The sequence below is a fragment of the Ruegeria conchae genome, from assembly GCF_000192475.1.
In the GTDB taxonomy this organism is placed as follows: domain Bacteria; phylum Pseudomonadota; class Alphaproteobacteria; order Rhodobacterales; family Rhodobacteraceae; genus Ruegeria; species Ruegeria conchae.
This window is the reverse complement of record NZ_AEYW01000001.1, coordinates 63978-87785: the sequence shown is the minus strand read 5'-3', so window position 1 is coordinate 87785 and position 23808 is coordinate 63978. Positions and strand designations below refer to the sequence as shown.

The 23808-nt window shown below is 54.9% G+C and carries 25 protein-coding genes; 11 read left to right on the top strand and 14 right to left on the bottom strand.

Features of this window, described 5'->3' with window-relative positions; translation table 11 throughout:
* Positions 1-158 precede the first annotated feature (158 nt).
* Positions 159-1274, top strand: a complete 1116-nt coding sequence (locus G7G_RS23610; protein ID WP_158005264.1) for a HupE/UreJ family protein — start codon at positions 159-161, stop codon at positions 1272-1274.
* A 651-nt stretch (positions 1275-1925) separates the two neighbouring features.
* Here G7G_RS23610 and G7G_RS0100510 read toward each other — a convergent pair.
* Positions 1926-2597, bottom strand: a complete 672-nt coding sequence (locus tag G7G_RS0100510) for a GntR family transcriptional regulator (RefSeq protein ID WP_010437267.1) — start codon at positions 2595-2597, stop codon at positions 1926-1928.
* 117 nt (positions 2598-2714) lie between these two features.
* Between G7G_RS0100510 and G7G_RS0100505 the strand changes: the two genes are divergently transcribed.
* The 4 genes from G7G_RS0100505 to G7G_RS0100490 all read left to right on the top strand — a co-directional run bounded on the left by G7G_RS0100505 (position 2715) and on the right by G7G_RS0100490 (position 6762).
* Complete coding sequence (locus G7G_RS0100505) at positions 2715-3713, top strand: TRAP transporter substrate-binding protein (protein ID WP_010437266.1); 999 nt, start codon at positions 2715-2717, stop codon at positions 3711-3713.
* 78 nt (positions 3714-3791) lie between these two features.
* The gene (locus G7G_RS0100500) at positions 3792-4277 is read left to right on the top strand and encodes a TRAP transporter small permease (RefSeq protein ID WP_010437264.1); all 486 of its coding nucleotides are present in this window, start codon (positions 3792-3794) and stop codon (positions 4275-4277) included.
* A 10-nt stretch (positions 4278-4287) separates the two neighbouring features.
* A complete protein-coding gene (locus G7G_RS0100495; protein ID WP_010437263.1) occupies positions 4288-5571 on the top strand; it encodes a TRAP transporter large permease in 1284 nt (427 codons plus the stop codon).
* 45 nt (positions 5572-5616) lie between these two features.
* Positions 5617-6762, top strand: a complete 1146-nt coding sequence (locus tag G7G_RS0100490; protein ID WP_010437262.1) for an alpha-hydroxy acid oxidase — start codon at positions 5617-5619, stop codon at positions 6760-6762.
* A 24-nt stretch (positions 6763-6786) separates the two neighbouring features.
* Here G7G_RS0100490 and G7G_RS0100485 read toward each other — a convergent pair whose 3' ends face one another.
* The 13 genes from G7G_RS0100485 to G7G_RS0100425 all read right to left on the bottom strand — a co-directional run bounded on the left by G7G_RS0100485 (position 6787) and on the right by G7G_RS0100425 (position 17500).
* Positions 6787-7200: a methylglyoxal synthase gene (locus G7G_RS0100485; RefSeq protein ID WP_010437261.1), complete on the bottom strand. Its 414-nt coding sequence runs from the start codon at positions 7198-7200 to the stop codon at positions 6787-6789.
* Positions 7181-7699 (bottom strand): 2,4'-dihydroxyacetophenone dioxygenase family protein, encoded by a 519-nt coding sequence (locus G7G_RS0100480; RefSeq protein WP_010437260.1) that lies wholly within the window; start codon positions 7697-7699, stop codon positions 7181-7183. Before G7G_RS0100480 ends, G7G_RS0100485 begins: the two co-directional genes overlap by 20 nt.
* 9 nt (positions 7700-7708) lie before the next feature.
* Positions 7709-8410, bottom strand: coding sequence for an SDR family NAD(P)-dependent oxidoreductase (locus G7G_RS0100475; RefSeq protein ID WP_010437259.1), 702 nt, complete (start codon positions 8408-8410; stop codon positions 7709-7711).
* Positions 8407-9033: a 2-dehydro-3-deoxy-6-phosphogalactonate aldolase gene (locus G7G_RS0100470; RefSeq protein WP_010437258.1), complete on the bottom strand. Its 627-nt coding sequence runs from the start codon at positions 9031-9033 to the stop codon at positions 8407-8409. Before G7G_RS0100470 ends, G7G_RS0100475 begins: the two co-directional genes overlap by 4 nt.
* Positions 9030-9950, bottom strand: a complete 921-nt coding sequence (locus G7G_RS0100465; protein ID WP_010437257.1) for a 2-dehydro-3-deoxygalactonokinase — start codon at positions 9948-9950, stop codon at positions 9030-9032. Before G7G_RS0100465 ends, G7G_RS0100470 begins: the two co-directional genes overlap by 4 nt.
* Entirely contained in the window at positions 9931-10620 is a 690-nt protein-coding gene (locus G7G_RS0100460; RefSeq protein WP_010437256.1) for an RraA family protein, read from the bottom strand. Before G7G_RS0100460 ends, G7G_RS0100465 begins: the two co-directional genes overlap by 20 nt.
* A gap of 12 nt (positions 10621-10632) precedes the next feature.
* A complete protein-coding gene (locus G7G_RS0100455; protein WP_010437255.1) occupies positions 10633-11664 on the bottom strand; it encodes a C-terminal binding protein in 1032 nt (343 codons plus the stop codon).
* Positions 11657-12151 (bottom strand): lactoylglutathione lyase family protein, encoded by a 495-nt coding sequence (locus tag G7G_RS0100450; RefSeq protein ID WP_010437254.1) that lies wholly within the window; start codon positions 12149-12151, stop codon positions 11657-11659. Before G7G_RS0100450 ends, G7G_RS0100455 begins: the two co-directional genes overlap by 8 nt.
* 22 nt (positions 12152-12173) lie before the next feature.
* Positions 12174-12962 carry an SDR family NAD(P)-dependent oxidoreductase gene (locus tag G7G_RS0100445; protein ID WP_010437253.1) on the bottom strand — a complete coding sequence of 263 codons (789 nt, stop codon included), beginning with the start codon at positions 12960-12962 and terminating at the stop codon, positions 12174-12176.
* A gap of 1 nt (position 12963) precedes the next feature.
* Positions 12964-13965 carry an ABC transporter permease gene (locus tag G7G_RS22595; protein WP_010437252.1) on the bottom strand — a complete coding sequence of 334 codons (1002 nt, stop codon included), beginning with the start codon at positions 13963-13965 and terminating at the stop codon, positions 12964-12966.
* Positions 13962-15485, bottom strand: coding sequence for a sugar ABC transporter ATP-binding protein (locus G7G_RS0100435; protein ID WP_010437251.1), 1524 nt, complete (start codon positions 15483-15485; stop codon positions 13962-13964). The genes G7G_RS22595 and G7G_RS0100435 overlap by 4 nt, the downstream gene beginning before the upstream one ends.
* An 84-nt stretch (positions 15486-15569) precedes the next feature.
* Positions 15570-16604, bottom strand: a complete 1035-nt coding sequence (locus G7G_RS0100430) for a sugar ABC transporter substrate-binding protein (protein WP_010437249.1) — start codon at positions 16602-16604, stop codon at positions 15570-15572.
* Between the two features lie 26 nt (positions 16605-16630).
* Positions 16631-17500 carry an SMP-30/gluconolactonase/LRE family protein gene (locus tag G7G_RS0100425; protein ID WP_010437247.1) on the bottom strand — a complete coding sequence of 290 codons (870 nt, stop codon included), beginning with the start codon at positions 17498-17500 and terminating at the stop codon, positions 16631-16633.
* A 106-nt stretch (positions 17501-17606) separates the two neighbouring features.
* Here G7G_RS0100425 and G7G_RS0100420 point away from each other — a divergent pair, with 106 nt between their 5' ends.
* The 6 genes from G7G_RS0100420 (at position 17607) to G7G_RS0100395 (ending at position 23772) form a co-directional block, all read left to right on the top strand.
* Entirely contained in the window at positions 17607-18278 is a 672-nt protein-coding gene (locus G7G_RS0100420; RefSeq protein WP_010437239.1) for a GntR family transcriptional regulator, read from the top strand.
* Between the two features lie 135 nt (positions 18279-18413).
* Positions 18414-19979, top strand: coding sequence for a sugar ABC transporter ATP-binding protein (locus tag G7G_RS0100415; protein WP_010437238.1), 1566 nt, complete (start codon positions 18414-18416; stop codon positions 19977-19979).
* Between the two features lie 2 nt (positions 19980-19981).
* Positions 19982-20968, top strand: a complete 987-nt coding sequence (locus G7G_RS0100410; RefSeq protein ID WP_174818509.1) for an ABC transporter permease — start codon at positions 19982-19984, stop codon at positions 20966-20968.
* 56 nt (positions 20969-21024) lie between these two features.
* A complete protein-coding gene (locus tag G7G_RS0100405) occupies positions 21025-22020 on the top strand; it encodes a substrate-binding domain-containing protein (RefSeq protein ID WP_010437236.1) in 996 nt (331 codons plus the stop codon).
* Between the two features lie 52 nt (positions 22021-22072).
* A complete protein-coding gene (locus G7G_RS0100400) occupies positions 22073-22975 on the top strand; it encodes a hypothetical protein (RefSeq protein ID WP_010437234.1) in 903 nt (300 codons plus the stop codon).
* A complete protein-coding gene (locus G7G_RS0100395) occupies positions 22963-23772 on the top strand; it encodes an NAD-dependent epimerase/dehydratase family protein (RefSeq protein WP_010437225.1) in 810 nt (269 codons plus the stop codon). Before G7G_RS0100400 ends, G7G_RS0100395 begins: the two co-directional genes overlap by 13 nt.
* The last annotated feature ends 36 nt before the right edge of the window (positions 23773-23808 follow it).

Below are 23808 nucleotides of genomic sequence, written 5' to 3'. Positions count from 1 at the left end.
GTCATAGAACAAAGATCTTCGCTTTCGGCGCTCTGTTTGTCGGTGTGTTTTTGTCACTGACGCTATCTGCCTCGGCGCATTTTTTGCTGAATCTCAACGTTCGAATTTCGCATGTCGAGCATAGTGGGGACGGTTTGCGTGTCTATTTGCGTACGCCCATGCCCTATCTGGTTGCAGATAAAGTCGGTGAGCTGGAGGGTAACGCTCTGCCAGTTGCTGCGCCTTTCACGACCAACGCAATGAGTGAAAGTCAGTTGGTCCATTTTGTCGACTTGCAGGCTGTCATGAGCGATCCCAACGGTCTGGGGCAATTCGCCGAAGATGGGTTGCACCTGTTGGTCGACAACCACCGCTTAAGAGGAACAGTTGAGGCCGTTCGCTTGCATCGCGTTGGAAATGAGCCCGGATTTGCAACTTTGGCCGAAGCTCAACAGGCCGTGGACACCGAAACGGCCTTAACGCCACCGCTTTTTGTTGGTGACACTATTGTCGATCTTGTCCTGCATTATGACACTGACGGCCCGGTCCAATCGTACAGCATTGCCAACGTGCTGGACCCCGGCTTGCCCGATCAGGACCAAACGGCCAACCTCATTCTCGACTACGCATCGGGCACACCGCAGATATTCCGATCTCGGGGCCTGATGACTGAACCATTGGTGGTTCAGCAAGAGGGGTATGGAGGATTCCTGAGTTTTGTCTGGGAAGGTATACGACATATCCTCGAAGGATTGGATCATGTTCTTTTTGTTGTGTGTTTGGTCGTTGGAGCGCAGACACTCAGGGCGCTATTGCTGCGTGCAACCGGTTTTACCGTTGGGCATAGCGTAACGCTGTCGCTGGGGTTTTTCGGGTTTGTACCATCGGGCGCGTGGTTTGTTCCTGCCGTCGAAACCGGGATCGCGCTTTCAATCATATTTGCGGCCGTCGCAGCGTTTATGAGTTTCAAGGACAGCGCGCGCTCTGAGGTCACGATGGTGCTTCTGACGACACTGATTGGACTCTTGCATGGGCTTGGGTTTAGTTTTGTATTGCACAAAATTCTACAGGTTACATCCCCAAACATCTGGCAGAGCTTGCTTGCTTTCAATCTTGGCGTCGAGCTTGGCCAAGTCGCCATTATTCTTGCGCTCTGGCCTGCCTTGATAATGTGTCGGCGCGTGAACTCCAGTTTGTGGATGTCTATACGAGTGGGCTTAGCCGGTGGATGTGCGGCTATCGCCTGCTTTTGGACCTTTCAGCGAGTTGCCGAGGTTTATTCCACGCTGGCTTAAGTTCATTGCGATGGAGCGTGCCGTGATGGTCGCCTGAGAGAAAAGCAGACATTCGGCTGTTCCGCAGCATAAGACAGAATGGGCTCGAACCTGACTTTGCGCTGGTTTCGCGCGGTCACATTGGGCTCTTTGCTGTCCTATCATGTGCACGTCATAATACGTCTCTCAAAACTTCGCCCTCGTCTAATCTGACCCAACAGTCAAAAAGTCCAGATACCCCGCGCTTGGTAAGCGTGGGGTATAAACAAAACTGCGCTGCGTCCGGGTGAGGCCGGGGGGTGGGGTGCGACATTCCGACTCAATCGGGTTTCGGGCGGAAGAACCGGCAAGCGATTTGATTTTAGTGGCAGATCAGGGGCAGGAAAACGTTGACGGGAATTTATTCAATGTTTTCAGTACTGTGGAACGTCACTGATATTTGACTCAATCGACAGACAAAACCTCAATAAATCGGCCAATCACGTCATTCATTTCTGACCCAATCGTCAAGCATTTCTGACCCAACACAAAAACCGCCCTCTAATCGTGGCCACGGCCCTTGTCTAAGAATAGCCCAACTCCGCCACTTTGAACTTATGTTGCCCACGCACGCGGCATTAGATTTGCTGCCAGATGCGCTTTTGGTGAACATCGTGACCAAGTGGTGGGCACCTATGCTTGCCTTAGACCAACCAAATCGGAGTAAGAACGCTCACCGCGAGTGATTTGACGTTTGAGGGTGTTCGTTGCTGCTTTTACTTTACCCTCGTCCAATAGCGATGTGATCGCTTGATGTTCCTTGAAAGATTTCTTCGTCCGATTGGAACGTTTGGACAGGTGTGTCCGCATAGTTTGGACGATATCACTGACTTTTTGATATCCATCCCGCAGGTAACTGTTTCCGCAGGACTTGAAAAACGCGTCGTGAAACTCGGCGTCAAGTTCCAAGTACTGTTCGAATTCATCCGTTTCCTGCGCTTCCGACATCTTCGAAACAATTGTAGACAGCTCATTGATCAGAACCGAAGGGTTCTTTTCAAGCGCCTGCTCCAAAGCTGCAGATTCTAGGATTAACCGATACTGGCAAAGCTGCACCACGTCCTCATGAGAAAGAGAGAATACAAAGGCTCCTCGATGAGGAAAGATCTGAACGAGGCCCTGAAGATTCAAAGCTGATAGAGCTTCGCGAATCGGAGTTTTGCTGATGCCCATGGCATTTGACAACTTCACTTCCGGCAACGATTCACCCAATTGAAACGTGCCATTGATTATGCCTTTTCGGATATGCTCTTCAGCAGTTTTACTCAACGAATCCGGGCGCTTAATCGGCAAAATCTCGGTCATTTTCACTTCGTCCTATTTCGTCTCTCTAACACAATAGCACATGTAAGCTTGATTTCTATATTATATCTGATATCTCAGATAATAGATCGAAAATAACTAAATCCGTGGGAGGATACCTTGTTCAAGAAATCAACATTGGCGCTTGGCGTCGTCATGTCAGCCGGGCTTGCTTTTGCAGCATCCGCTGAAACAGTCATTAAGGTTGGGCATGGCGCAGCAGAAGCGTTTCATATGCATCGCGCGCTACTGAAATTTGAAGAACTGGTCGAAGCTGGCTCGAATGGTGAGATCGACGTACAGATATTCCCTTCGTCGCAGATGGGCCCTGATCGCGAAATGATCGAAGGTGTTCAAACCGGCGTTCTGGAAATGGCCATTCCTCCTTCCTCTTTCTTCGCGGGCTGGGATCCGGCTTTTGCAGTAATTGAACTGCCCTACATGTATTCCTCCAAGGACATCGCCTTTGATGTTCTTGATGGTGATGCTGGTGATGGCATGCTTGCACGGGTCGAAAACCAGGGATTGGTAGGTCTTGGCTGGCTTGAATTGGGTGTACGCAATGTGACCAACAATGTCCGCCCGGTTGCAACCCCCGCAGATCTCGAGGGTGTCAAGCTACGTACCATGAAGGTTCCGGCTCATGTGGCGACATTCGAAACGCTCGGGGCCAACCCGACGCCAATGAACTTTGGTGAGGTCTATTCTGCTCTCCAGCAAGGCGTGATCGACGGCCAGGAAAACCCACTGGCGATCATTACCTCACAGCGTTTCTACGAGGTTCAGAAATACCTTTCGACCACGGGCCATGTCTTTGCGGTCTATATGCCCGTCATCTCCAAACCGTTCTTTGACTCGCTGTCCGCAGAGCATCAGCAACTGGTCCGGGACTCGATGGCCGCCGCACGTGAATATCAGGCTGAACTGGTCGCGAGCGAAGATGCGGAACAACTGGAACAGATTCGTGCTGCTGGTGTCGAGGTTCTGGAACTGACTGCAGAGCAGCGACAGGCCTTTGCCGACAAAACTGAAAGCGTCCGTCTGCAGTATCGCGACGAGGTTGGCGCTGAAGCCTATGACGACTGGGTAGCAGCGGTTTCCGCAGCGAGCGGAAGCTGACCCTCGGACTACTCAGCCAATACGGGCACCCGCGCCATGAAAGTTCGGGTGCCCCTTTCGTTCAAGGGGAGGTGAACGGTGTCGGTTATCAAATGGATCGATATGAATGCCGAAAAGGTCTTAGCCAGTGCACTTTTGGCCGCGATTGTCTTGTTGATCTTTGGAAATGTGTTCATGCGCTACATTCTGAATGCCTCTCTTTCATGGGGCGAAGAGCTAACGCTTTGGCTGTTTGTATGGTTTGTCTGGCTAGGCGTCAGCTATGCGTTCCACACAGGCGATCATGTGCGTATCACGGTCCTGCGTGATGTCCTAAGCGAGCGCGCAAGGCTTTACGCGGATTTTGTGATCGCGCTTCTTGTCCTTGGATTTCTGATCGTTCTGACAATTGAATGCATCAAGCTTATCCGACAGCCTTTTGTCGCCAGCCAGACTTCGGTCGTTTTGGGGCTACCGATTCCGATCCTTTATGCTTCGGCTCCGATTGGCGCTGGCCTGTCCGCGATCCGCGTCACTCAACATCTGTTCCGAACCCTGCGTCTGATCGCAGGAACCAAAGCGTGAGGAACCCGGCATGCTTGCAACAACGCTTTTCTTGACGCTCTTTGCCCTGTTGCTCTTCAGCGTGCCTATTGGCATCTGTCTGGGCTTGGCCACTATGATCGTGATGGTCTTTGTAGATGGCACACCACCCATGGTTCTTCTGGCACGGTCGGTGGTAACAGGCGCGGACTCCTTTCCTCTAATTGCCGTCCCTCTGTTCATATTGGCAGGCGACCTGATGCAACACGGCGGAATGTCTCGCCGACTGGTTGGATTTGCCAATGCGCTGATCGGTCATATCCGGGGTGGGCTGGCGTATGTGAACGTGCTCGCCTGTGTGTTTTTTGCCGCCATATCCGGCTCATCTCCTGCGACCGTAGCCGCCATCGGGTCGAACATGATTCCAGAGATGGAAAAGGTCGGCTATACGCGCAAATTCAGCGGCGCATTGACAGCATCCTCAGGAATGATCGGTGTAATGATCCCGCCAAGTATTCCCTTCATCATCTATGGTGTTACTGCCGAGGTTTCGATCGGCAAACTGTTTCTTGCAGGCGTTGTTCCTGGCATCCTTTTTGCCCTCATGTTCATGTTGGTCGCTCGTGTTCTGCTGCGAAAGGACGAGGTTGTTCAGCAATCGACGACTACGTTCTCAGGCCCGGGCGTCTGGCAGAGCTTCCGGTCTTCCATCTGGGCGCTATTGGTGCCGGTAATTATCCTTGGGGGCATCTACAGCGGTATCTTCACCCCAACCGAAGCCGGTGCCGTGGCCGTAGTCTATGCCGCTTTCATCGGCATATTCGTCTATGGCGACATCACCCTCAAGGACCTGCCAGAGGTTTTGGCGGGCAGTGCAAAGACCAGCGGGACCATTCTGATATTGGTGATCATGGCGACCGCCTTTGGCAGGTTGATCACGCTCGCAAGAATCCCGACAGAGCTCGCAACAACGATCACCAGCCTGTCCGACAACCCAATCATCATCCTGTTGCTGATCAATCTGCTGTTGTTGGTGATCGGAATGTTCATGGAGACGATTTCGTCGATCATCATCATGACGCCGATCCTGCTGCCGGTTGCAACCGCGCTGGGTGTCGATCCGATCGTTTTTGGTGTCATCTTGACGGTCAACCTGGCCATTGGGTTCTGCACACCGCCATTGGGTGTGAACCTGTTCGTGGCCAGCAGCATTTCGAAGGTTTCCATCGAAAGCCTCAGCCGGGCAATCCTGCCATTCTTTGTCGGAATGCTGATCTTGTTGATGTTCATCACCTATGTGCCCGCAATTTCCTTGGCCCTGCCATCCCTTTGGTAACCGACTGAGGAGCTTCAAACGTTAGACAACGAACAGAGGACCCGGATGGATCTGGACCTTTCCCACCCGTCGATAGAAGACCTTCGGAAAACCGCACAAAAGCGCATTCCGAAGTTTGCCTTCGAATACCTCGACAGCGCGACCGGCCGGGAGCTGGGGTTGAAGGTCAACCGGGACGCACTTGATGCCATCGGATTCATGCCGCGTGTACTATGCGGCCGAACAAAGGCCGACCTGCAAACTACATTGATGGGTCAAACTTACGATCTGCCATTCGGGATAGCACCGGTAGGCATGTCCGGCCTAATGTGGGCTGGAGCAGAGCGGATGCTTGCAAAGGCAGCGGTTGCTCACAACATTCCGTTTTCGCTGTCGAGCGTGGCGGTTGCTTCACCGGAAGATGTGGCACCTTACATTGGCAAAAATGGATGGTTTCAGCATTACCCGGTGAACTCCGGCGAGTTGCGCCGCGCGATGCTCCCGAGGATTAAGGCAGCGGGGTTTCATACGCTGATAATCACGGTGGACGTTCCAGAAGAGAGTCGGCGCGAACGACAACGCCGCGCCAATCTGACGGTGCCTCCTAAAGCTGACCTGCGCACGCTGACAGAAATGGCGTCACGACCCGCCTGGTGCCTTGCACATCTGCGCGAGGGCATCATGCCACGTATGCGGTTCTTTGACGATTACGTCCCGACCCGCGGACGAGAAAGCTTTACCCATGCAGGCGCTCTGATCCGTGGGATTCCAGATTGGGACTACCTGCGCGAACTACGGCAGGAATGGGAGGGTCACCTGATCGTCAAGGGTGTTCTGCGGCCGGAGGACGCGCAAAAAATGGTGGCCGAGGGCGTGGATTGCATCTGGGTCTCAAACCACTCCGGGCGTCAATTCGAAGCCGGACCCGCTGTGATTGACCAACTCCCGAACATCCGCGAGGCAGTCGGAACAAATGTGCCACTGATCTACGACTCTGGCGTTGCCTGGGGATTGGACATCATGCGCGCACTGGCGAAAGGTGCAGATTTCGTCATGGTCGGACGCGCCTTTCAATATGCTGTTGCAGCGTTCGGAGCACGAGGGGTCGACCATCTCGTTCACATCCTGAAGGCTGACATTGAGGCCAACATGAGCCAGCTCGGCAGCGAAAACCTCGGCAGTCTGGCAGAGCACCTTTTGAAAACCAGCTGATCGGCGCTTGCGGCGCGTGGCGTATCAGACAGGCGCGTTGTCATCCTCGTCAATCAGCCCCTTGACGATCAGATCCGCGGTTGAGCGCGAACATGCCATTGGCAGATCATATACCGTCGCGAGGCGGGTCAGAGCCTTAACGTCGACGTCGTGTGGCATGGGCGACAGAGGGTCGACGAAGAAAATCAGTGCATCCAGTTTCTCTTCACAGATCATAGCGCCGATCTGTTGGTCGCCTCCGAGTGGTCCACTTTTCAGGCAGGTCACATCCAGTTCTGGATAGGTTTGCTTGATGCGACTGCCGGTGGTCCCAGTCGAAAAGATTTGTACTCTGGACAGGCGGGCCAATTGCAGACCCACCCAATCAACGATTTCGTCCTTTCGCGCATCATGGGCCACGAGCGCGAAACGCGGCGCATCACCTGATGAATTGTTCAACGTAATCTTCTCCAAGACCGACTTCCCCGAAGTGTTTTCGGCACAGATCAATCTTGGTAAAGACATCTTCGTAGCCAGTGACCTTGCCCCACGGATCAACATAGCACATCACGCCATTGACCTGGAAATAGGTGACCATCTCTTCAACATCGTCGGGAACGACCAAAGTATGAGTCTCACCCGGCGGCTCAAAGACATATCCCCCCTCTTCCGCAACCCAATCATGTTCCAGATAATGCCAGCGCCCTTTCAGGACAAAACCGTGGACTGGCTGTGGATGGCGGTGCCGCGAAAGAACACCAGCTTTGCGCACTTTGAGAAGGTTCATCCAATAACCTTGCGAGCGGTTCAAGCAGAGCGGTCGGAACCAGACGTTCTCTGCCTGCGGAACCCATAGCCTGTCGTCTTCGCTCATGGCATTCGGGATCACGATCTCGTCTTGCGCATCCTTGGGAAACGGCAACTGATATGGCATTCGGGCGGTGTCATCGTCATTCATTGATTTTCCTCACATAGCGAGATAGCCGCCATCGACCGGATAGATTGATCCGGTCACAAAACTGGCGTTTTCACTCAAAAGCCATTGCACAAGCGCACCGACTTCTTCGGGTTTCCCCCAGCGTTTCATAGGCGTACGCGCCAAGATCCCCGCTGTTCTTTCAGGGTCTTCCCGAAGGCCCTGGGTCATCTCTGTCTCAATCCAACCCGGCGCGATGGCATTGACCCGGATACCGTCTTCGGCCCAGCGACCTGCGAGCGCCTTGGTCAACTGTGCCACGCCGCCCTTAGAAGCGGAATACGCCGGAACCAAAGGCCCACCAAAGGTACTGAGCATAGAGGCGGTGTTGACGATGGCCCCACTCGCTTCAGCCAACAATGGATGCGCGGCAAGACAGCAGCGCATGGTGCCTGTCAGATTCACATCGAGCACCTTGGCGAAGACGTCGATGTCATATTCTTCGCCACGCAAAAGAATACCTGCGCAGTTCACCAAGGCCTTCAGACCCGTGAGTTCGCCGAATACATCATTGATGGACGTCTGGTCGGTGACATCCAAGAGCTGCACCTTTAACCCGTCCTGAGGCTCGAATGCATCCAATTCGGATTGGGAGGCGGATGCGGCAATGACGGACCAACCTGCGTCTGCCAACGACCGTGCAACACCCGCACCAATCCCTCGCGTTCCGCCCGTTACAAGGGCCTGTTTCATCCAAGTTCCTCCAATACACTGGTGAACGCGCGCGCGCGCCTGCCGATATCATCCAATGTATAGCTCGGTTTGAACAGTGCGGATCCCAGCCCATATCCATCTACACCCGCGGCATGATACGGCGCCATCGTATCCGGCGTTATGCCCCCTACCGCAGCGACGACTGCGTCTGCAGGCAATACGGCGCGCATAGCAGAAATGGCAGCTGGCGGCACCATTTCCGCCGGAAAGAATTTGAGGACCGATGCTCCGATATCCAACGCCGTAAAGGCCTCGGAGGGGGTCATGACTCCTGGACACCAATAAAGATCCCGAGCGACAGCCGCGCGCCCGACGTCCGGGTTCATATTGGGCGACACGATGATACGCCCGCCTGCATCAGCAACCGCCGCGACCTGATCCACAGTCAACACTGTGCCAGCGCCGACGATGGTCTGAGCGCCATGTTTCACGGCGATCTGCCCTATCGATTCCAGCGGGTCCGGTGAGTTGAGCGGCACTTCGATTATCCGAAACCCGGCATCGAAGAGTACATCAGACACCGGGCGCGCATTTTCTGGTGCTAGCCCCCGCAAAATCGCAATCAGCGGGTTCTCGGCAAGAGCCGCGGTGAGGTCAATCATCCAACCAACCCCGCAGCGCGAGCAATCAGAAAATGCCCTTTCGCAACGATATCATCTGGCGCGCGACGGCTGTCGAAACCAGCAGTTCGAAGCGCTATTTCGTATCGGTCGGACAAGTCGCTGCGTCCAACAACAGTGATCGTGCCGACGTCTTTTACTTCGCCAGTCGCGGCAGCAACCTCGGTCCCGATCAACAAGCCCGACAAGTAGTCGGCCGTGGCAACCTTTGGGATTTTGCCCATGAGAGGAAGCGTTCGAACATGAAACAGGCTGTGCAGCAGGTTCGACTCACCACTGAGGCCTGCCTTGACGCCCATCACGAATGCGTCTTCGCTGAAGGCGTCCTCCTTCATCAATGTGCCAAGGATCGTGTGTTCTTTCAGCGCCGAAAAGATCTCACCTGTCATGTAAGTCGAGAAATCCACGATCTTCCCGTCCGCAACCTGAACCCATTTGCTGTGCGTTCCCGGCATCACGAACATACCTTCGCTCAAGCCTAGCGAAGATGCCCCGATGATCTGTGTCTCCTCGCCGCGCATTACGTCCGGTCCTCCGGCATGTTCTGTCGACGCACCAGTCACAAAGTGAATACGCGCTCCGTTGGCCGCTTCGTGCGGGACCAACGCTCGCGCAAGACCGCCAGCACCCAGCGGCATCTCAGCATATTGCGTTTCTACCCAGCCATTGCGGCTGGTGATCATGCCAGATGCCAGGATCGGCAGGTTAGCCTTGGCGACCCAAGGGCCGATGAGACGATCAAGGACCGCCTCAAAGGTTTGTCCCGCAACCTGCATGATACCTTCAGGCGACGAGACCCCATCGATCACGTCGCCCTCCGCACCAATGAGAAATGCACGGAACGATGAAGTGCCCCAATCTACGCCGATCAGCGCTGGCTCAGATGCGACCGAATTCATTCAGCAGATCCTCAACGGTTTTGCCTTGGGCCACCCATTTACGGGTTTCCTCCTCACGGTCAGCTTGCTCTTGAGCAAGGCGCACGGTTTCTTCGGCAATATCCTGTGGAACCACAACGACGCCCATAAGATCAGCTACAATGAAATCTCCGGGGTTTACCACGACGCCCCCACAGGCGATTGGCACATTGATCGAAAGTTCTTCTTTACGTTCCGAGAACATCGTGTGCGTTCCGCGCGGCGTGATCGCGCGCGTCCAAATCGGCCAGTTGATGTCTTCCAACTCATCTGTGTCACGCCCAGTGCCATCGACGATCATACCGCGAATGCCACGGTTCTTGGCCAGACCACCCATCAAACCGCCGCAGACCGACGTTTGACGATCTCCACCCGCGTCCACAACGATCACGTCCCCGGGTTGTCCCATTTCAAGCGCTCGCAATGGGTCGACCAGGTCGCCTTTTGAAAGCTGAACCGTCACGGCCTGGCCTGTCACCTTGGCGCGGAAGGCGGGTTTGATGGCGCTGTCCATCACGCCTGTTCGGTACTGCACATCCGCAAAAATGGCAGCAGCAGAGTACGCCTCCAACACCTTGTCGAATTTTTTGAGAAGTTCCGGGTTTCTTTCAAAATCATTGAAAACCCTGAGGTCCGTGCTGACGTCTGGCATTCTAGTCTCCTGTTATGCGGTAGATACGGCCAATGCGTCGGCATTGACGGTATAGTCGGGGTTTTGCCCTGTCAGGACCTTGGCCACCTGAGTGGCCGCGGTGACCCGCGCTGCGTGTATGGATTCCTCGGAATAGTAGGCCGCATGTGGCGTTACGAGCACGTTGGGCAGTGTGAACAACGGGTTGTCATCAGGCGTCCAGTTGGCGCGCTTGGCCGGCTCTTCTTCGGGGTCGTCGAGCCCTGCAGCGGCCAGATGGCCTTCGGTCAGCGCCCGGAATAGGGCTTTGTTGTCGACCGTTGGTCCGCGTCCGGTGTTCACGAGTATCGCACCGGGTTTCATGACCGAGAATTCGGCATCCGACAAAAAGTGATGCGTGTTCGGCGTCATCGGTGCCTGCATCAGGATATAGTCGGACCTTGCCAGCAATTCGGGCTTGCTCACCAGCTCGACCCCAATCTTTGCCGCGACTTCTCTTGGCAAATACGGGTCGTAGGCGATGACCGTAACCCCGAAAGATTGCGCCCGCGCCACGATGGCTTGCCCGATTTTACCCAGCGAGACGACACCCATCGTCCGCCCGCGCAAACGGTAGACCGGCTGCCCGCTTTGCCATTTCCAGATCCCTGCATGAGTGGCCCGATCATAGTCAGGCAACTTGCGCGCCAGGGTCAGCCAAAGGGCAATCGCATGATCGGCGACCTCCTCGGTGCAATAGTTTTGCACATTGGTGACGAGGATACCTTTTTCCGTCGCCGTGCCGACATCCACGATATCCACGCCTACGCCATAGCGCGCGATGACCTCGCAGTTTCGCATCCGCGTGATCGTTTCTTTCCCGATCCGGGCATATTGGTTCATCATCGCTGCGCAATGCGGCGCGACATCGAACAGGTCTTCCTGACGCTTGGCCTGAAGCGCAATCACCTCGGCTCCTGCGGCTTCCAGGATTTCCGTCTCAACGGCAACATCACCAAAGTCGTAATCGGTGATCACGACCTTGGGTTTGTCCGTTCTGGGGGGAAAGGCGGCGCGATCAGTCATAAGCACCCGCCGAATAGGTCAATTCGTACGAGTGGCTGTAGAGCTCGAAAATGTTGCCAAAAGGGTCTTCCATATAGACCATGCGATAGGGCTTTTCACCTGGGTAATACTTGCGCACTTGGCTCATGCGCTGGCGCCCGCCCAGGTCTTCGATAACCTTGACGCGGCCTTCCAGATCCTCGTCCTGTACGCAGAAATGAAACAAGCCACGCCGCCAATATTCAAACGGGCGTTCTTCTTCGACGGTCTTCGGGAACTCAAACAATTCGATGCCAACACCGTCGCCCATCGACAAATGCGCGATGCGGAAGCTTCCCCAACCTTCCCCAAATACATCGTCGCACATCTGACCGATGGCGCTTTCGTCATGCAGGATTTCAGTTGGTTCCATCAGCACGTAGAGGCCGAATGCCTTGGAATAAAACTCCACGGCTTTTTCCAGGTCGGGAACTGTGATGCCGATGTGAGAGAAAGTGAGAGCGGCCATGTAGGGCTCCTCCAGTTAGAAGTTAAAGAATGTTGCGAACGATGCCGCCTTCGATCCGGTGCGCAGAACCATTGGAGGCCGTGCTTGCTGAGATCGTGACGATCATGCGGGCGACTTCGTCTGGTTGGACAAAGCGTTGTATGAGCGATGTGGGCTCATCTGATTTGAAGTAATTGTCGACGATCGTATCGAGCGGCTCACCCTTTTGATCCGCGAGACCGTCAAAATAGGCTTCGACACCTTCGGTCCAGGTCGGACCAGGCAGGATCGAGTTAACCCGGACTTTCGTGCCCTTTGTCAGTTCTGCCATGCCGCGTGTCAGACCTAACATGGCAGTTTTAGTGACAGAATAATGCACCATCTGAGGGAGCGGTTTCACTGCCGCTTCGCTGGCCATGTTGATGATAGATCCCTTATCCCGGCCAAGCATGTCAGGCAGGAAAATTCGGCTCATCCGAACGGCGGACAGGACATTGATGTTGAAGTAGTGCATCCAGTCGTCATCCGTGAGATCCTCGAACGGTTTGACCGAGAAGATGCCGACATTATTCACAAGAACATCCACCGCCCCGCGCGCGCGGGCAAAATCCGCCAGTGTTTCTGCATCTGAGGTCTTGGTCAGGTCGGCCGCAATGCCTTCGACCTTGCCCAGAGATGACAGGTCGTCGACGCAGTCGGACACTTCCGTCTGGGTCAGGCCATGCACGATGACCCGAGCGCCTTCTTCAAGATAGACCCGGGCAGTGGCTTTGCCGATGCCGGAACCTGAACCAGTCACCAGGACCAGCTTATCCTTAAGCCCCAGATCCATCTCAGGCCTCCTTCTTTACGTTAGACGACTGCTGCGATGAAGTGCGGCCGAACATTCGACCCATCAAGCCCGAAATCTCTGCACGCCACATGTCTATGCCGACGGCCAACAGAATGATCAGGCCCAACACGATGTTCTGAACCGAAGATGGCGCAGCGTTCAGGTTCAAACCATTCTGGACGATAACGATTGTCATCGCCCCCATCAGCGTGGCGAGGATGTTGCCACGACCGCCTGCAAGGCTGGCTCCGCCGACAACAGCAGCGGCAATGGCCTGCAGTTCCAGCGTCTGGCCATAGTTGGGCGAACCAGAGTTGAGGCGCGCTGACATCAGGATCGCACCAACAGCCGTCATGAAACCTGCGATGACAAATGTCGTCGTCTGAACTTTACGTACGTTGATACCCGTAAGAACGGCAGCGGCTGGGTTGCCACCCACGGCATAGATCTCACGGCCGAGTTTCGTGAAGTTCATGCTGAACGCAGCAAGGACGTAGAAGAACACGAGGTAGAAGAAAGGCATCGGAACGCCGAACAGCTTGCCGTAAAATATTGGCTCCAGCGCCGGATCCAGCGAAAAGATCGGCGATCCATTGTTGAAGGTTAGGGCAAGGCCCCTGAAGGCAATCAACGCTGCCAATGTTGTGATGAAAGACGGGATACGCCCGTAGGCTGTTATCAGCCCAATGAACAGACCAAGCAATCCGCCCATGAGAAGAATGAGTGGCAATGCCAGTACCAGTGGAATGCCAACAAATTTCAACATCTGCGCAAGGATCATGGTCAGCAAAGCTACCATAGACCCGGAACTCAGATCGATGCCCGCAGCGAAGATCACGATAGTAGACCCGATTGCGATCAAGGCCACGATGCTTACCTGTAGGGACAGGTTTGAAAGGTTACCCGGGTTCAGGAAGCGTTCCGTCGTAAGTGCCACGATCAGTGCGACGATCACCATTGCTGCGAATGGCCCGATCAACTGGGTGTCAAAGATCCGCTTCATGCGAAAGCCTCCTTAGGCTTGGATTGGGGGGTGTCGGCGGACGCGCGCACAAGGTCGTCATGAGTAAGGTCGGATGCATCGACTGTGCGCACTATCGTTCCGTGCTGCACGACGGCAATCCGATCGCTCATCGCAAGCAACTCATCATGGTCTGAACTGATCAGAATGATCGATTTTCCCGCCCGCGTGAGCCTGTTAATCAGCTTGTAAACAGCGATTTTCGCGCCGATATCGATCCCCTGCGTCGGCTCATCAAGGATCAGAATGTCCGAGGCTGAAAACAGCCAACGCGCAATAACAATCTTCTGCTGATTGCCACCAGACAAAAAGTTGACCGTCTTTTCCTCAGCCTGGGTTGAGATTTCCAGATCGCGGATCAGGTCATGGGTAGCTTGCTCTTCCGCCTTAAGATTCAACACGCCGAACCGGCTTAGCCCGCCAAGGGACGCTGCGGTGACGTTCCCGCTTGCGCGGAAATTGAAGAACAACCCGTCAAACTTTCGATTCTCTGGGACAAGAGCCAAGCCCGCACGGATCGCATCAATTTCCCGACGAAAGCGAACCGGTTTGCCATTTAGTCTTATCTGTCCGCCTGTTAGCTCATCTGTCCCGAATAGGGCGCGGGCAATCTCTGTGCGGCCACTGCCCAATACGCCACCCAAGCCCAGAACTTCACCCTGGTGCAACGAAAACGATACATCTTTCACGCCCGAATTGGTGCTCAGACCTGCCGCTTCCAGCACAACATCCTTGGTCGCGTTCTGCTCCTTGGGATAGTGCTCACCAATGTCCTCACCGACCATTGCGCTGACAATCTCAGAGACGTTGATCTTGGTCTCGCCACTCGCTCGCACAACACAGCCGTTGCGCAAGATCGTCACTTCATCAACGATCCGTTCAACCTCATCCAGCCTGTGCGACACATAGAGAATAGCGGTTCCGCGTTCACGCATATTGCGCAGTAACTGGTGCAGGCGTTCAATTTCATCTTCACCCAATGCCGCCGTCGGCTCATCCAGGATGATCATGCGAGCGTCCATCGCGACGGCTTTCGCGATCTCGACCAGTTGTTGCTCGCCTACCGATAGCGAGCCGGTGATTGTTTCGGGAGAAACATCGACATCCATTTCCGCCAAAACGCGCGCGGCTTCGTTGTGGACCTTGGCCCAGTCGATCACGCCAAAGCGGGACCGAGGCATATTGCCAAGGAAGATGTTTTCGCCAACCGACAAGGTGGGCACGATAGAGAATTCCTGAAAAACTGTTGCGACGCCCAGTTCACGTGCCACCTGCGGGTCGCTGATCGTGACCGGCTTGCCATTGTGCAGGATTTGACCGCTATCGGGTTGCTGCACGCCGGACAGTGTCTTGATCATAGTCGACTTGCCACAGCCGTTTTCACCCAGCAGCCCATGAATGGAACCGGGCATAAGCCGGATGCAGACCTTGTCATTCGCCAAAACCCCAGGATAGGCCTTGGTAATATCGACAAACTCCCAAAGGGGCGTTGCGGGTGTCATCGCGATTGCCTCGACAAAAGTGAAACTCGGTTGGTTTGCGACCCGGCAGCACGCGCACGCGCCACCGGGAAGCGGGGAGAAAACTCAGTACTCTTTGGACGGCTGCGGGAAGAGCTTTTCTGGCTCTTGCAGCACGCTGATCGCACCATCTTTGTCTTCAATTGATGTGGGCGTTTCGATCCAGCCGCCAGGATAGGACCCGTTGAGCGCATCAATGGTTGCGTGCATAGCCGCCTTACCCATCAGGAATGGTGAGGTGTTGACGGTTGCCGTGATGTTGCCAGCCGCAATTTCTTCAAGGCCGGACGTGTCGCCATCATTGCCCAAAAGGACGATGTCACTGCGGCCAAGCGCTTTCGCCGCAAAAGATGCCCCGATGATCATGTAGTCGTTCGCCGCAAAGATCATGTCGAGATCGGGGTTCGACTGCAGGATATCCATGCCAGCTGTGTTGCCGCCTTCAACGTTCCATTTACCGTCAATAGACACCACAACGTCGAAGTTTTCGTTGCCCTCGATACCGTCGAGGAAGCCGCCCACCCGCTCGGTCGAGTGATAGCCAGGCTGCCCTTCGATGATGCCTACTTTCAACGGTTGATCACCATAAGTCTCAATGGCCCAATCAGCGATAGCATGCGTACCGTTCCGCTGAGAGTACCCGACAACGCCATGAATGGGTGTCGGGAAGTTCGGGATGTCCGAGTTGATCATCAAAACTGCCATGCCCTTGTCGACGGCCTGCTTAAGCAGTGGTGCGGCAGCAAATTCATCGTGTGTACCAAAGATGATCGCATCCACATCCTGCGTCAGCACATCCTGGATCATACCCATCTGGCCGTTGATGTCCGCACCGGACTGGGGCGCAAGCATGAAGACTTCGACCCCGGCCTCAGCAGCAACCGCTTTGATGCCTTCACCGATGGCGATGTAGTAGTTGAACTCGGTCGCCGGCGGCATATACGCGATCCGGAACGTATCGTTCTTGGGTTCTATTGCATCGATTGGCGCTTGTGCGCCGTCCTCAAGTGGAACCGGTGTTGGATAATTTTCCGCCAGAGCGACCGTTGCCAGCGTGGCGAACCCCGCGGCAAGCGTAGTGGTCATAAGCGTTTTCAACATAGTTTTCTCCTCCAGAATTTCGTTAGTTATCCTTTGAATGGCGCGTCGATCACGCCACGAACGCCGGGTTTCACAGCAAAGAGGCCGCCGGATTCCGGTTCTTTTGTTAAAGCTGCTTCGTCACTCATCAGCCTTGAGGTCGTGATGAACAGCGTGTCGAGATCAGGGCCACCGAAAGCGCAACAGGTTGGCTTCCAGACCGGCACCTCGATCACGCGATCTATCGTGCCATCAGGTGCGACGCGAACAACGCGATGGCCTTCCCATTCGGCGTTCCAGACGCCCCCTTCGGCATCGACACAGGACCCATCAGGCAAGCCGGGCTCATCATTGAAAGAAGCGTGCCGCCGACGGTTCGAAACGGTTCCATTGCGGGTGTCGTAATCAAATGCGACGATTTCCCGATCCGGAGTATCCGCGAAGAACATCGTCTCACCGTCGGATGTAAAGCAAGTCGAATTGGCGCAAGACACTCCTTCGATAATCGTCCGCACACTCAAGTCTTTATCGACGAGGATGACTGACGAATCGGCCTTACCAGAAACTTCGTTCATGCCTCCAACAATCAATCGCCCCTGGCGATCGGTTCGCCCGTCGTTCAGCCGTGTCTCCGGATTGTTCGGCTCGAATCGTGCCACGAGGGTTTCCTCGCTATTGAGCGAATCGAACAAGACAACTCGATCAGCATAAGCAACAATCAGACCGCCAGACGCGCGCGGCGCGAAGCAACACACACGCTCCGGCATCTCATGAGAGGCAGTTTCTGACGTTGCAGCATCAAATGACCAAAGCGCACAACCTTCAATGTCGGTCCACCAGACAAGACCATCGGCGGGATTCCAGAAAATCCCTTCCCCGTGCTGGTTCTTACAATCGACGACCAACTCTGCGCGCACTTTTTGATCTCCTAAGTACATTCTGATATCTGATATACCAGCTTGCCTAATCTGGTGTATCAGATATCTTGCATCTGGCAACACCTTTTTTTGGAGATATCCTCAGATGGCGCTTGAGAGACCCAAGTCTTTGCGTGAACTCGCACTGGAACATTTGCGGAATAGTATTATCGATGGCTCCCTGAAAATGGGTCAGGTTTTGTCGGAGCGAAAAATCTCCGAAGAGCTGGGCGTATCGAAATCGCCAGTCCGCGAAGCACTCGCTCAATTACGTGACGAAGGGTTGGTCAGTATCGAGCCTCAAAAAGGCGCACGCGTTTTTTCGCTGTCTGAGCCGGAAGTGACTCAGATCTGCGATTTCAGACAGGCTATCGAAACTGCCGCCTTTGAACTTGCGTTGTTGCGGAACCCGGAAGGTCTTGCCGACGACATGCAGCGGGTCGTGAAGGACATGGAGAAGGAACGCAGGCGAGGTAATGAAAAGGGTTACCTTTCACTGGATACCACATTTCATCAGTTAATTTTTGAACATGCCGGTAACGATTACCTGACGGCCAGCTATACACGCTACATTGGTAAGATTGCCGCATTGCGGACCCATTTGGCGAAGCTGCCACAGCATACTGAGCTCTCCTTCGATGAGCATTCGAAAATCGCTATTGCCGTTCGCGAAGGCGACATGGCCAAAATCAAATCTCTTCTCACTGCGCATATTGACCGTACCAGACAAGCCTACAAAAGCGCCGCCATCGTCCTCGAAGGAGCGACCGCATCCTAGCAAAAACGTAGCTTCGTTGTGACGGGGGCGGGCCAAATCGGCGCCGCCCCTTTCTCTTGGGCACCTCCCGGTCTTTTCTTTTTCAGTTGACATCTGAGATATCAGATGCCAATCAAAAGGCGGGAGGAAGCTTGTATGACGCCAGCAGTGAAACCTGAATCACCAGGGCCACAACCACTGATCCAGCTGGATCGGGTTGGCAAAAGCTTCGGCACGAACATTGTTTTGGATGGCGTCGACTTTGAATTGAGACCCGGCGAAGTTCACGCGCTTTGTGGGGAAAACGGCGCCGGAAAATCCACCTGTCTCGGCCTGTTTTATGGGCTTCACCAACCCTCTGCTGGGCGTATCCTGTGCGACGGCAAGGAACAGCGAGTCGAAAGCCCATCGCACGCGCAATCCCTGGGCATCGGCTGTGTTTTCCAAGAGCTCAGCCTCGCTGGCGCGCTCTCTGTCGCGGAAAACATCTACGCGGGGCGCGTACCCACCCGGTTTGGCGTAGTTGACTGGCCTGAACTACGCCGCCGTGCGCAGGCGTTGCTGGCGGAATTCGGTCTGGATATCGACGTCTCAACACCCGTGGAAAATTTGCCGATCAGCTCCCGCCAGATTGTTGAAATCGCCAAGGCGCTGTCGTTGAATTCCCGCGTCCTTTTGCTGGATGAACCGACATCGGCATTGGCACCCGACGAAGTAGACGCACTATTCGAAGTCCTAAAGTCCCTGACAAAGAAAGGGATTGGCATCGTCTATGTCAGCCACCATATGGCCGAGATTTTCCAGATCTCGGATCGCATTACCGTTTTGCGAGATGGGCGACACATCAGCACTTTACCGGTTTCGGAAACTTCTCAGGAACAAGTCGTTGCCGAGATGATCGGCGGCGCTCACCCCGGTGATGTCACGCGGTCAGGCAAAATTAACGGCGAAGAGGTTTTGCATGTCCAACACCTAACCCATCCAGGTGAATTCGAAGACATTTCCTTCTCCATTAAAGCCGGAGAGATTGTAGGCATGGCGGGGTTGATGGGCGCTCGCCGCAGCGAGATTGTTCGATCGATTGTCGGGCTGATGCATGGCGCGACCGGGGAGATCAGACTTCACGGCAAGCCTGTTAACTTTGCGTCCTTGCGGCAGGCGATGCGTGCTGGGGTCGGGTTTGTTCCCGAAGAACGCAAGACTGAAGGCCTCTTTCTGGAACAATCACTCAGCGACAACCTGATCGCGGCCAGTCTTTCCGATCATGCGTCTGCTGGGTTCATGCGTTCGGGCTCGATCAAAGCAGCCAGCCAAACAGCCATTGACGCCTTCAGTGTCAAAACCAGCGGGATTAACGAACTTGTTGGTGATCTCTCAGGGGGCAATCAGCAAAAGATTATGTTGGCCAAGTGGCTCAAACGCGCGCCAGCTCTTCTGATCATTGAGGAGCCCACAAAAGGGGTCGATGTCGGAGCCAAATTCCAAATCCACACGGAACTTTTGCGTCGAGCAGCCGAGGGAATGGCCATCCTCGTCGTGTCATCCGATTTTCCCGAACTTGTCTCTCTCTCGACCCGCATCCTTGTCGTCCACGACGGTCACCTCATGGGAGACATCGCAGCCGCTGAGGCAACCGAAACCACGCTTCTTCAAATGGCCGCCGGAAATTCCGCCCCAATTGTTGATGCGCCCCAATCCAATCAATCAGGAGTCGCGACGTGACCATGACCGCTCAAGCCAACTTGCCCATGAAGCGTCCGCTGCTGCGCCGTGTTTTGCAAGCTTTTGTCGATATTCGTGAACTGACGCTGATCGTTCTGATCGCCGCCATCATCATCGTGATGTCCAACGTTAATCCCTACTTCCTTAGCTTCTCGAACTTTCGAGCCGTGGCCGTGGGCATGGCCCCCACCGCGATCATCGTGATCGGTATGGCGATCCTACTTGCATCCGGCGGGTTCGATCTTTCCGTTGGATCGGTTATGGCTTTGTCTTCTACCGTCGTAGCCATGCTGCTTTTGACTGGCATGCCAATTCCGCTCGCTGTGGTATGCGGATTAGTGTTGGGTGGAATTGTCGGGGTAGTGAACGGTTTGCTCGTGACCGGCCTCGGGATCAATCCGCTTATCGCGACCCTCGGCACGATGTCGATCGCGCGAGGCATCGCTCTTGTCCTGACCGAAGGTTTTTCTGTCTCAAGCCTGCCGGCATCATTTGCCTGGATCGGCAAAGCTGACATAGGCGGCTTTCCGGTAATCGTCTTGTTCACCATTCTGCTCGTCGTTCTGTTTGACCTGGCCGTCCGCCATACGCGCTTTTTCCGTCAGGTCTATTTCATCGGCGCCAATGAAAAGGCCGCGATGTTGTCAGGCATCCATGTCACACGCGTACGTATCATTCTGTACGCACTGACCGGTATTCTGGCTGCTTTGGCGGGTGTATTGCTGGCCTCCCGCCTGATGAGCGGTACGCCCACGGCAGGCAACGGTATCGAACTTCAGGTTCTGGCGGCTGCGGTCATCGGTGGCGCATCCCTACGCGGCGGCGAAGGTACTATTCTCGGTGCTTTCCTCGGCGTCGTTTTTGTCGCGTTGATCAACAACACTATGACGATGCTGGCCGTATCGATCTACTGGCAGATGATCGTCATCGGCGGTGTGCTCGTTACAGCGGTGGCCTTGGACATGCTGATCCGAAGCAAACGGGGCTAATCCATAAGCTTTCCAAAACCCAACAACAACCAAAGATCCAAAACAGGGAGACTACGATGACTGAATTGAATGTGAATCGGCGCAGGCTGCTGACAGCGGGTACCACCGCTGGATTGGCCGCAGCGTTCGGACTGCCCATGCTGTCCAAAGAAGCCATGGCGCAAGCGGCCGGCAAAGAGTATGTGTTCCTGTCCATCGTAACGCAGGTGCCGTTCTGGGTGGACTATCGCAATGCGATGGAAGACCTTGAGGAGTTAATGGGCATCAAGGCAACATTCACCGGCCCGTTGGATTTCGACACGGCCGCACAAGCACGCCAATTGGATGAACTGATCGCAAGACGTCCCGCAGGCATCCTTATCTTCCCCGGTGATCCAGCCACTCTGGCCCCCGGCGTCGAACGTGCGGTCGAGGCGGGCATTCCGGTCACATGTTGTATTGGCGATATTCCCGACAGTCCCCGGTCCACATTCCTTGGTATCAACGGCGTTCAGGCAGGACGTGTCGGCGGTGAAATGCTCGCGCAAGCGATTGGCGGGAAAGGCAAAGTTATCCTCGGCACTTTCCCTGCCCCTTCCACATTGGAGCGTGTCGAAGGGTACAAACAAATCTTTGCCGAGAAATACCCGGATATCGAGGTCGTCGACGTCGTCAACGATAAGGCCGACCCGTCCTATGCGCCGACAGCCTACCTTCAGGCAATTCAGGCGAACCCGGATATTGTTGGCATTGGCGGCACGGACGGCGACAGCGGCAAAGGCGCGGCAATTGCAGTCAATGAGGCGGGACGCAAGGACATCAAGATCGTCGCGATGGACCGAAATGATGATATGCTTCCCTATATCGAAGACGGCACAATTCACGGCGCTGTGGCTCAGAAATCCTATCTGGAGATCTTTCTCGCCTTCCACATGATGCATTGGCAGAACACTGACGCGCTGAAGGTCTTGCCCGATTGGAAGGCGGCTGGCATCAATCCTTTGCCAGAGCGTGTTGAAACCGGGGTTATGCCGATCACTGCCGAAAACGTCGTCCAGTTCAAGCACACCTAAGGGATTGTCCCGGTGCATTCTATCGCTCCGGGAAACCGATAGGAGGGGGTACATGTCGGACAGATGGAGCGTTCTTCACCTGCAGCAAAACGATCTGCAGCTGACACTCCTGCCCGGCATCGGGGGCCGCTTATGGGATGTGAATTTCCAGGGGCGCTCCCTCCTATTTCAAAACAAAGATCTCGACGGGTTGGAGGTCGATGACACGCGGCTTACTTATCTGCCCACACGCTCTCCACAATTTGGTTTTCCGCTCTGGGGCGGCGAGAAGACGTGGATCGCCCCAGATGCATCCTGGGTAAACGGCGCTCCGTTTCCCGTGTTGGACAGCGGCGCTTACCAGATCACTTCAAGAAGCAGCACTCGTATCGACATGACCAGCGCAGTATGCCCGACCTCGCACTTGTCAGTGTCGCGCCGCATCACGCTGACCTCGGCGGAAAGCTGGGAAATAGAACACATCGTGGTCAACCATGGGACCTCCTCGCGCCTGACCGGCATTTGGTCAGTCATGATGCTTAACACCCCCACCAAGGTCGGTGTCGAATTGGAAGACCCTGCATTTTATCCTGTTTTTGGCTCTGCCGAAGGGATGATAGCTACGCACGGCAACGGCATTGTCGTGGATTGCAACAGACAGCAGGAATTCAAGGTCGGGCTACCGAACCCCAACGGTCGTACATTGATACGGTGCGGCTCTGATACCCCTTTGCTGATGTGCTCAGTACCAGAACCTCAAAAGAGCGATCAATTTGCACACGACTATCCGTTTGAGGTCTTTAATTCAGCCGATTACGCCTATTGCGAAGCGGAGTGGCACTCCCCGGCACGCAAGCTCGCACCGAATGAAACGCTGAGTTTTCGGCAGACGTTCCGCGTCTTGACGGATGAAGATGCAACCCAAATGCGATTGGGGCTCACAAACAACAAGGAGTTCCTGTCATGCATGTCTTGATTACAGGCGCAGGCGGGCATCTCGGCCGCAAACTCTTCAACGCGCTAGAAAGCGACTCCGATTACACCGTCTCTGGCATCGACATCCGTCCCGTTGATCATCCCGACATTCACACAGCAGACCTGTCCGACGACAGCAGTTGGATCAGTTTGCTAAAGGGAGTGGACGTTATCGTGCATCTTGCCGGAGACCGAGAGCCCTCCGCCACTTGGGCCTCCGCGATCAAACACAATATGGATGCAACGCTTTCTCTCTATCACCATGCGGTAGCCATGGGCGTCAGCCGCGTGGTTCTTGCCAGCTCCAACTGGGTTCACGGCGACAAAAGGTTCACGCATGAGGTGCTCAACAGCGCGGCACCACCAGGGCCAGTAAACGCCTACGGCATGTCAAAGCTGTTCTGTGAACGGACAGGGGCCTATTTCGCCGAGCATCACGGACTGTCGGTCATCTGCTTGCGCATCGGCTGGACACAATGGACTCACGACAACCAACCCGGCACACATATGGCGATGGGCCGATGGGGTCAGGAGATGTGGTTGAGTGATCGGGACTTTCTAGGCGGAATGCGCGCCGCAATAGATGCCAAGGACATTTCCTTCGCAGCCCTGAACCTAATGTCAGATAACCCAGGTATGCGCTGGGACATCACCGAAACACGACAAGCGATTGGCTACTCTCCAGAGGATGGAAGCCCCGCAAAAATAACAGTGGGCATTTCCTTGAGATCCATGCTGCAGCGGCTGTTTACAGTCCGGCTCCCGAGCTATTTCACGACACGTTTTCCAGATTGGTAGAGTATAAGGCCCGGACATTGTTGCGTCTCGCATTCA

Coding starts and splice junctions, on each gene's coding strand:
- G7G_RS0100420 (WP_010437239.1), top strand. CDS start 17,607: ATGGCGCTTGAGAGACCCAAGTCTTTGCGTGAACTCGCACTGGAACAT.
- G7G_RS0100460 (WP_010437256.1), bottom strand. CDS start 10,620: ATGCCAGACGTCAGCACGGACCTCAGGGTTTTCAATGATTTTGAAAGA.
- G7G_RS0100490 (WP_010437262.1), top strand. CDS start 5,617: ATGGATCTGGACCTTTCCCACCCGTCGATAGAAGACCTTCGGAAAACC.
- G7G_RS0100450 (WP_010437254.1), bottom strand. CDS start 12,151: ATGGCCGCTCTCACTTTCTCTCACATCGGCATCACAGTTCCCGACCTG.
- G7G_RS0100455 (WP_010437255.1), bottom strand. CDS start 11,664: ATGACTGATCGCGCCGCCTTTCCCCCCAGAACGGACAAACCCAAGGTC.
- G7G_RS0100430 (WP_010437249.1), bottom strand. CDS start 16,604: ATGTTGAAAACGCTTATGACCACTACGCTTGCCGCGGGGTTCGCCACG.
- G7G_RS0100435 (WP_010437251.1), bottom strand. CDS start 15,485: ATGACACCCGCAACGCCCCTTTGGGAGTTTGTCGATATTACCAAGGCC.
- G7G_RS0100410 (WP_174818509.1), top strand. CDS start 19,982: ATGACCGCTCAAGCCAACTTGCCCATGAAGCGTCCGCTGCTGCGCCGT.
- G7G_RS0100415 (WP_010437238.1), top strand. CDS start 18,414: ATGACGCCAGCAGTGAAACCTGAATCACCAGGGCCACAACCACTGATC.
- G7G_RS0100470 (WP_010437258.1), bottom strand. CDS start 9,033: ATGATTGACCTCACCGCGGCTCTTGCCGAGAACCCGCTGATTGCGATT.
- G7G_RS23610 (WP_158005264.1), top strand. CDS start 159: ATGCCCTATCTGGTTGCAGATAAAGTCGGTGAGCTGGAGGGTAACGCT.
- G7G_RS0100395 (WP_010437225.1), top strand. CDS start 22,963: ATGCATGTCTTGATTACAGGCGCAGGCGGGCATCTCGGCCGCAAACTC.
- G7G_RS0100405 (WP_010437236.1), top strand. CDS start 21,025: ATGACTGAATTGAATGTGAATCGGCGCAGGCTGCTGACAGCGGGTACC.
- G7G_RS0100510 (WP_010437267.1), bottom strand. CDS start 2,597: ATGACCGAGATTTTGCCGATTAAGCGCCCGGATTCGTTGAGTAAAACT.
- G7G_RS0100400 (WP_010437234.1), top strand. CDS start 22,073: ATGTCGGACAGATGGAGCGTTCTTCACCTGCAGCAAAACGATCTGCAG.
- G7G_RS0100465 (WP_010437257.1), bottom strand. CDS start 9,950: ATGAATTCGGTCGCATCTGAGCCAGCGCTGATCGGCGTAGATTGGGGC.
- G7G_RS22595 (WP_010437252.1), bottom strand. CDS start 13,965: ATGAAGCGGATCTTTGACACCCAGTTGATCGGGCCATTCGCAGCAATG.
- G7G_RS0100445 (WP_010437253.1), bottom strand. CDS start 12,962: ATGGATCTGGGGCTTAAGGATAAGCTGGTCCTGGTGACTGGTTCAGGT.
- G7G_RS0100475 (WP_010437259.1), bottom strand. CDS start 8,410: ATGAAACAGGCCCTTGTAACGGGCGGAACGCGAGGGATTGGTGCGGGT.
- G7G_RS0100480 (WP_010437260.1), bottom strand. CDS start 7,699: ATGAATGACGATGACACCGCCCGAATGCCATATCAGTTGCCGTTTCCC.
- G7G_RS0100495 (WP_010437263.1), top strand. CDS start 4,288: ATGCTTGCAACAACGCTTTTCTTGACGCTCTTTGCCCTGTTGCTCTTC.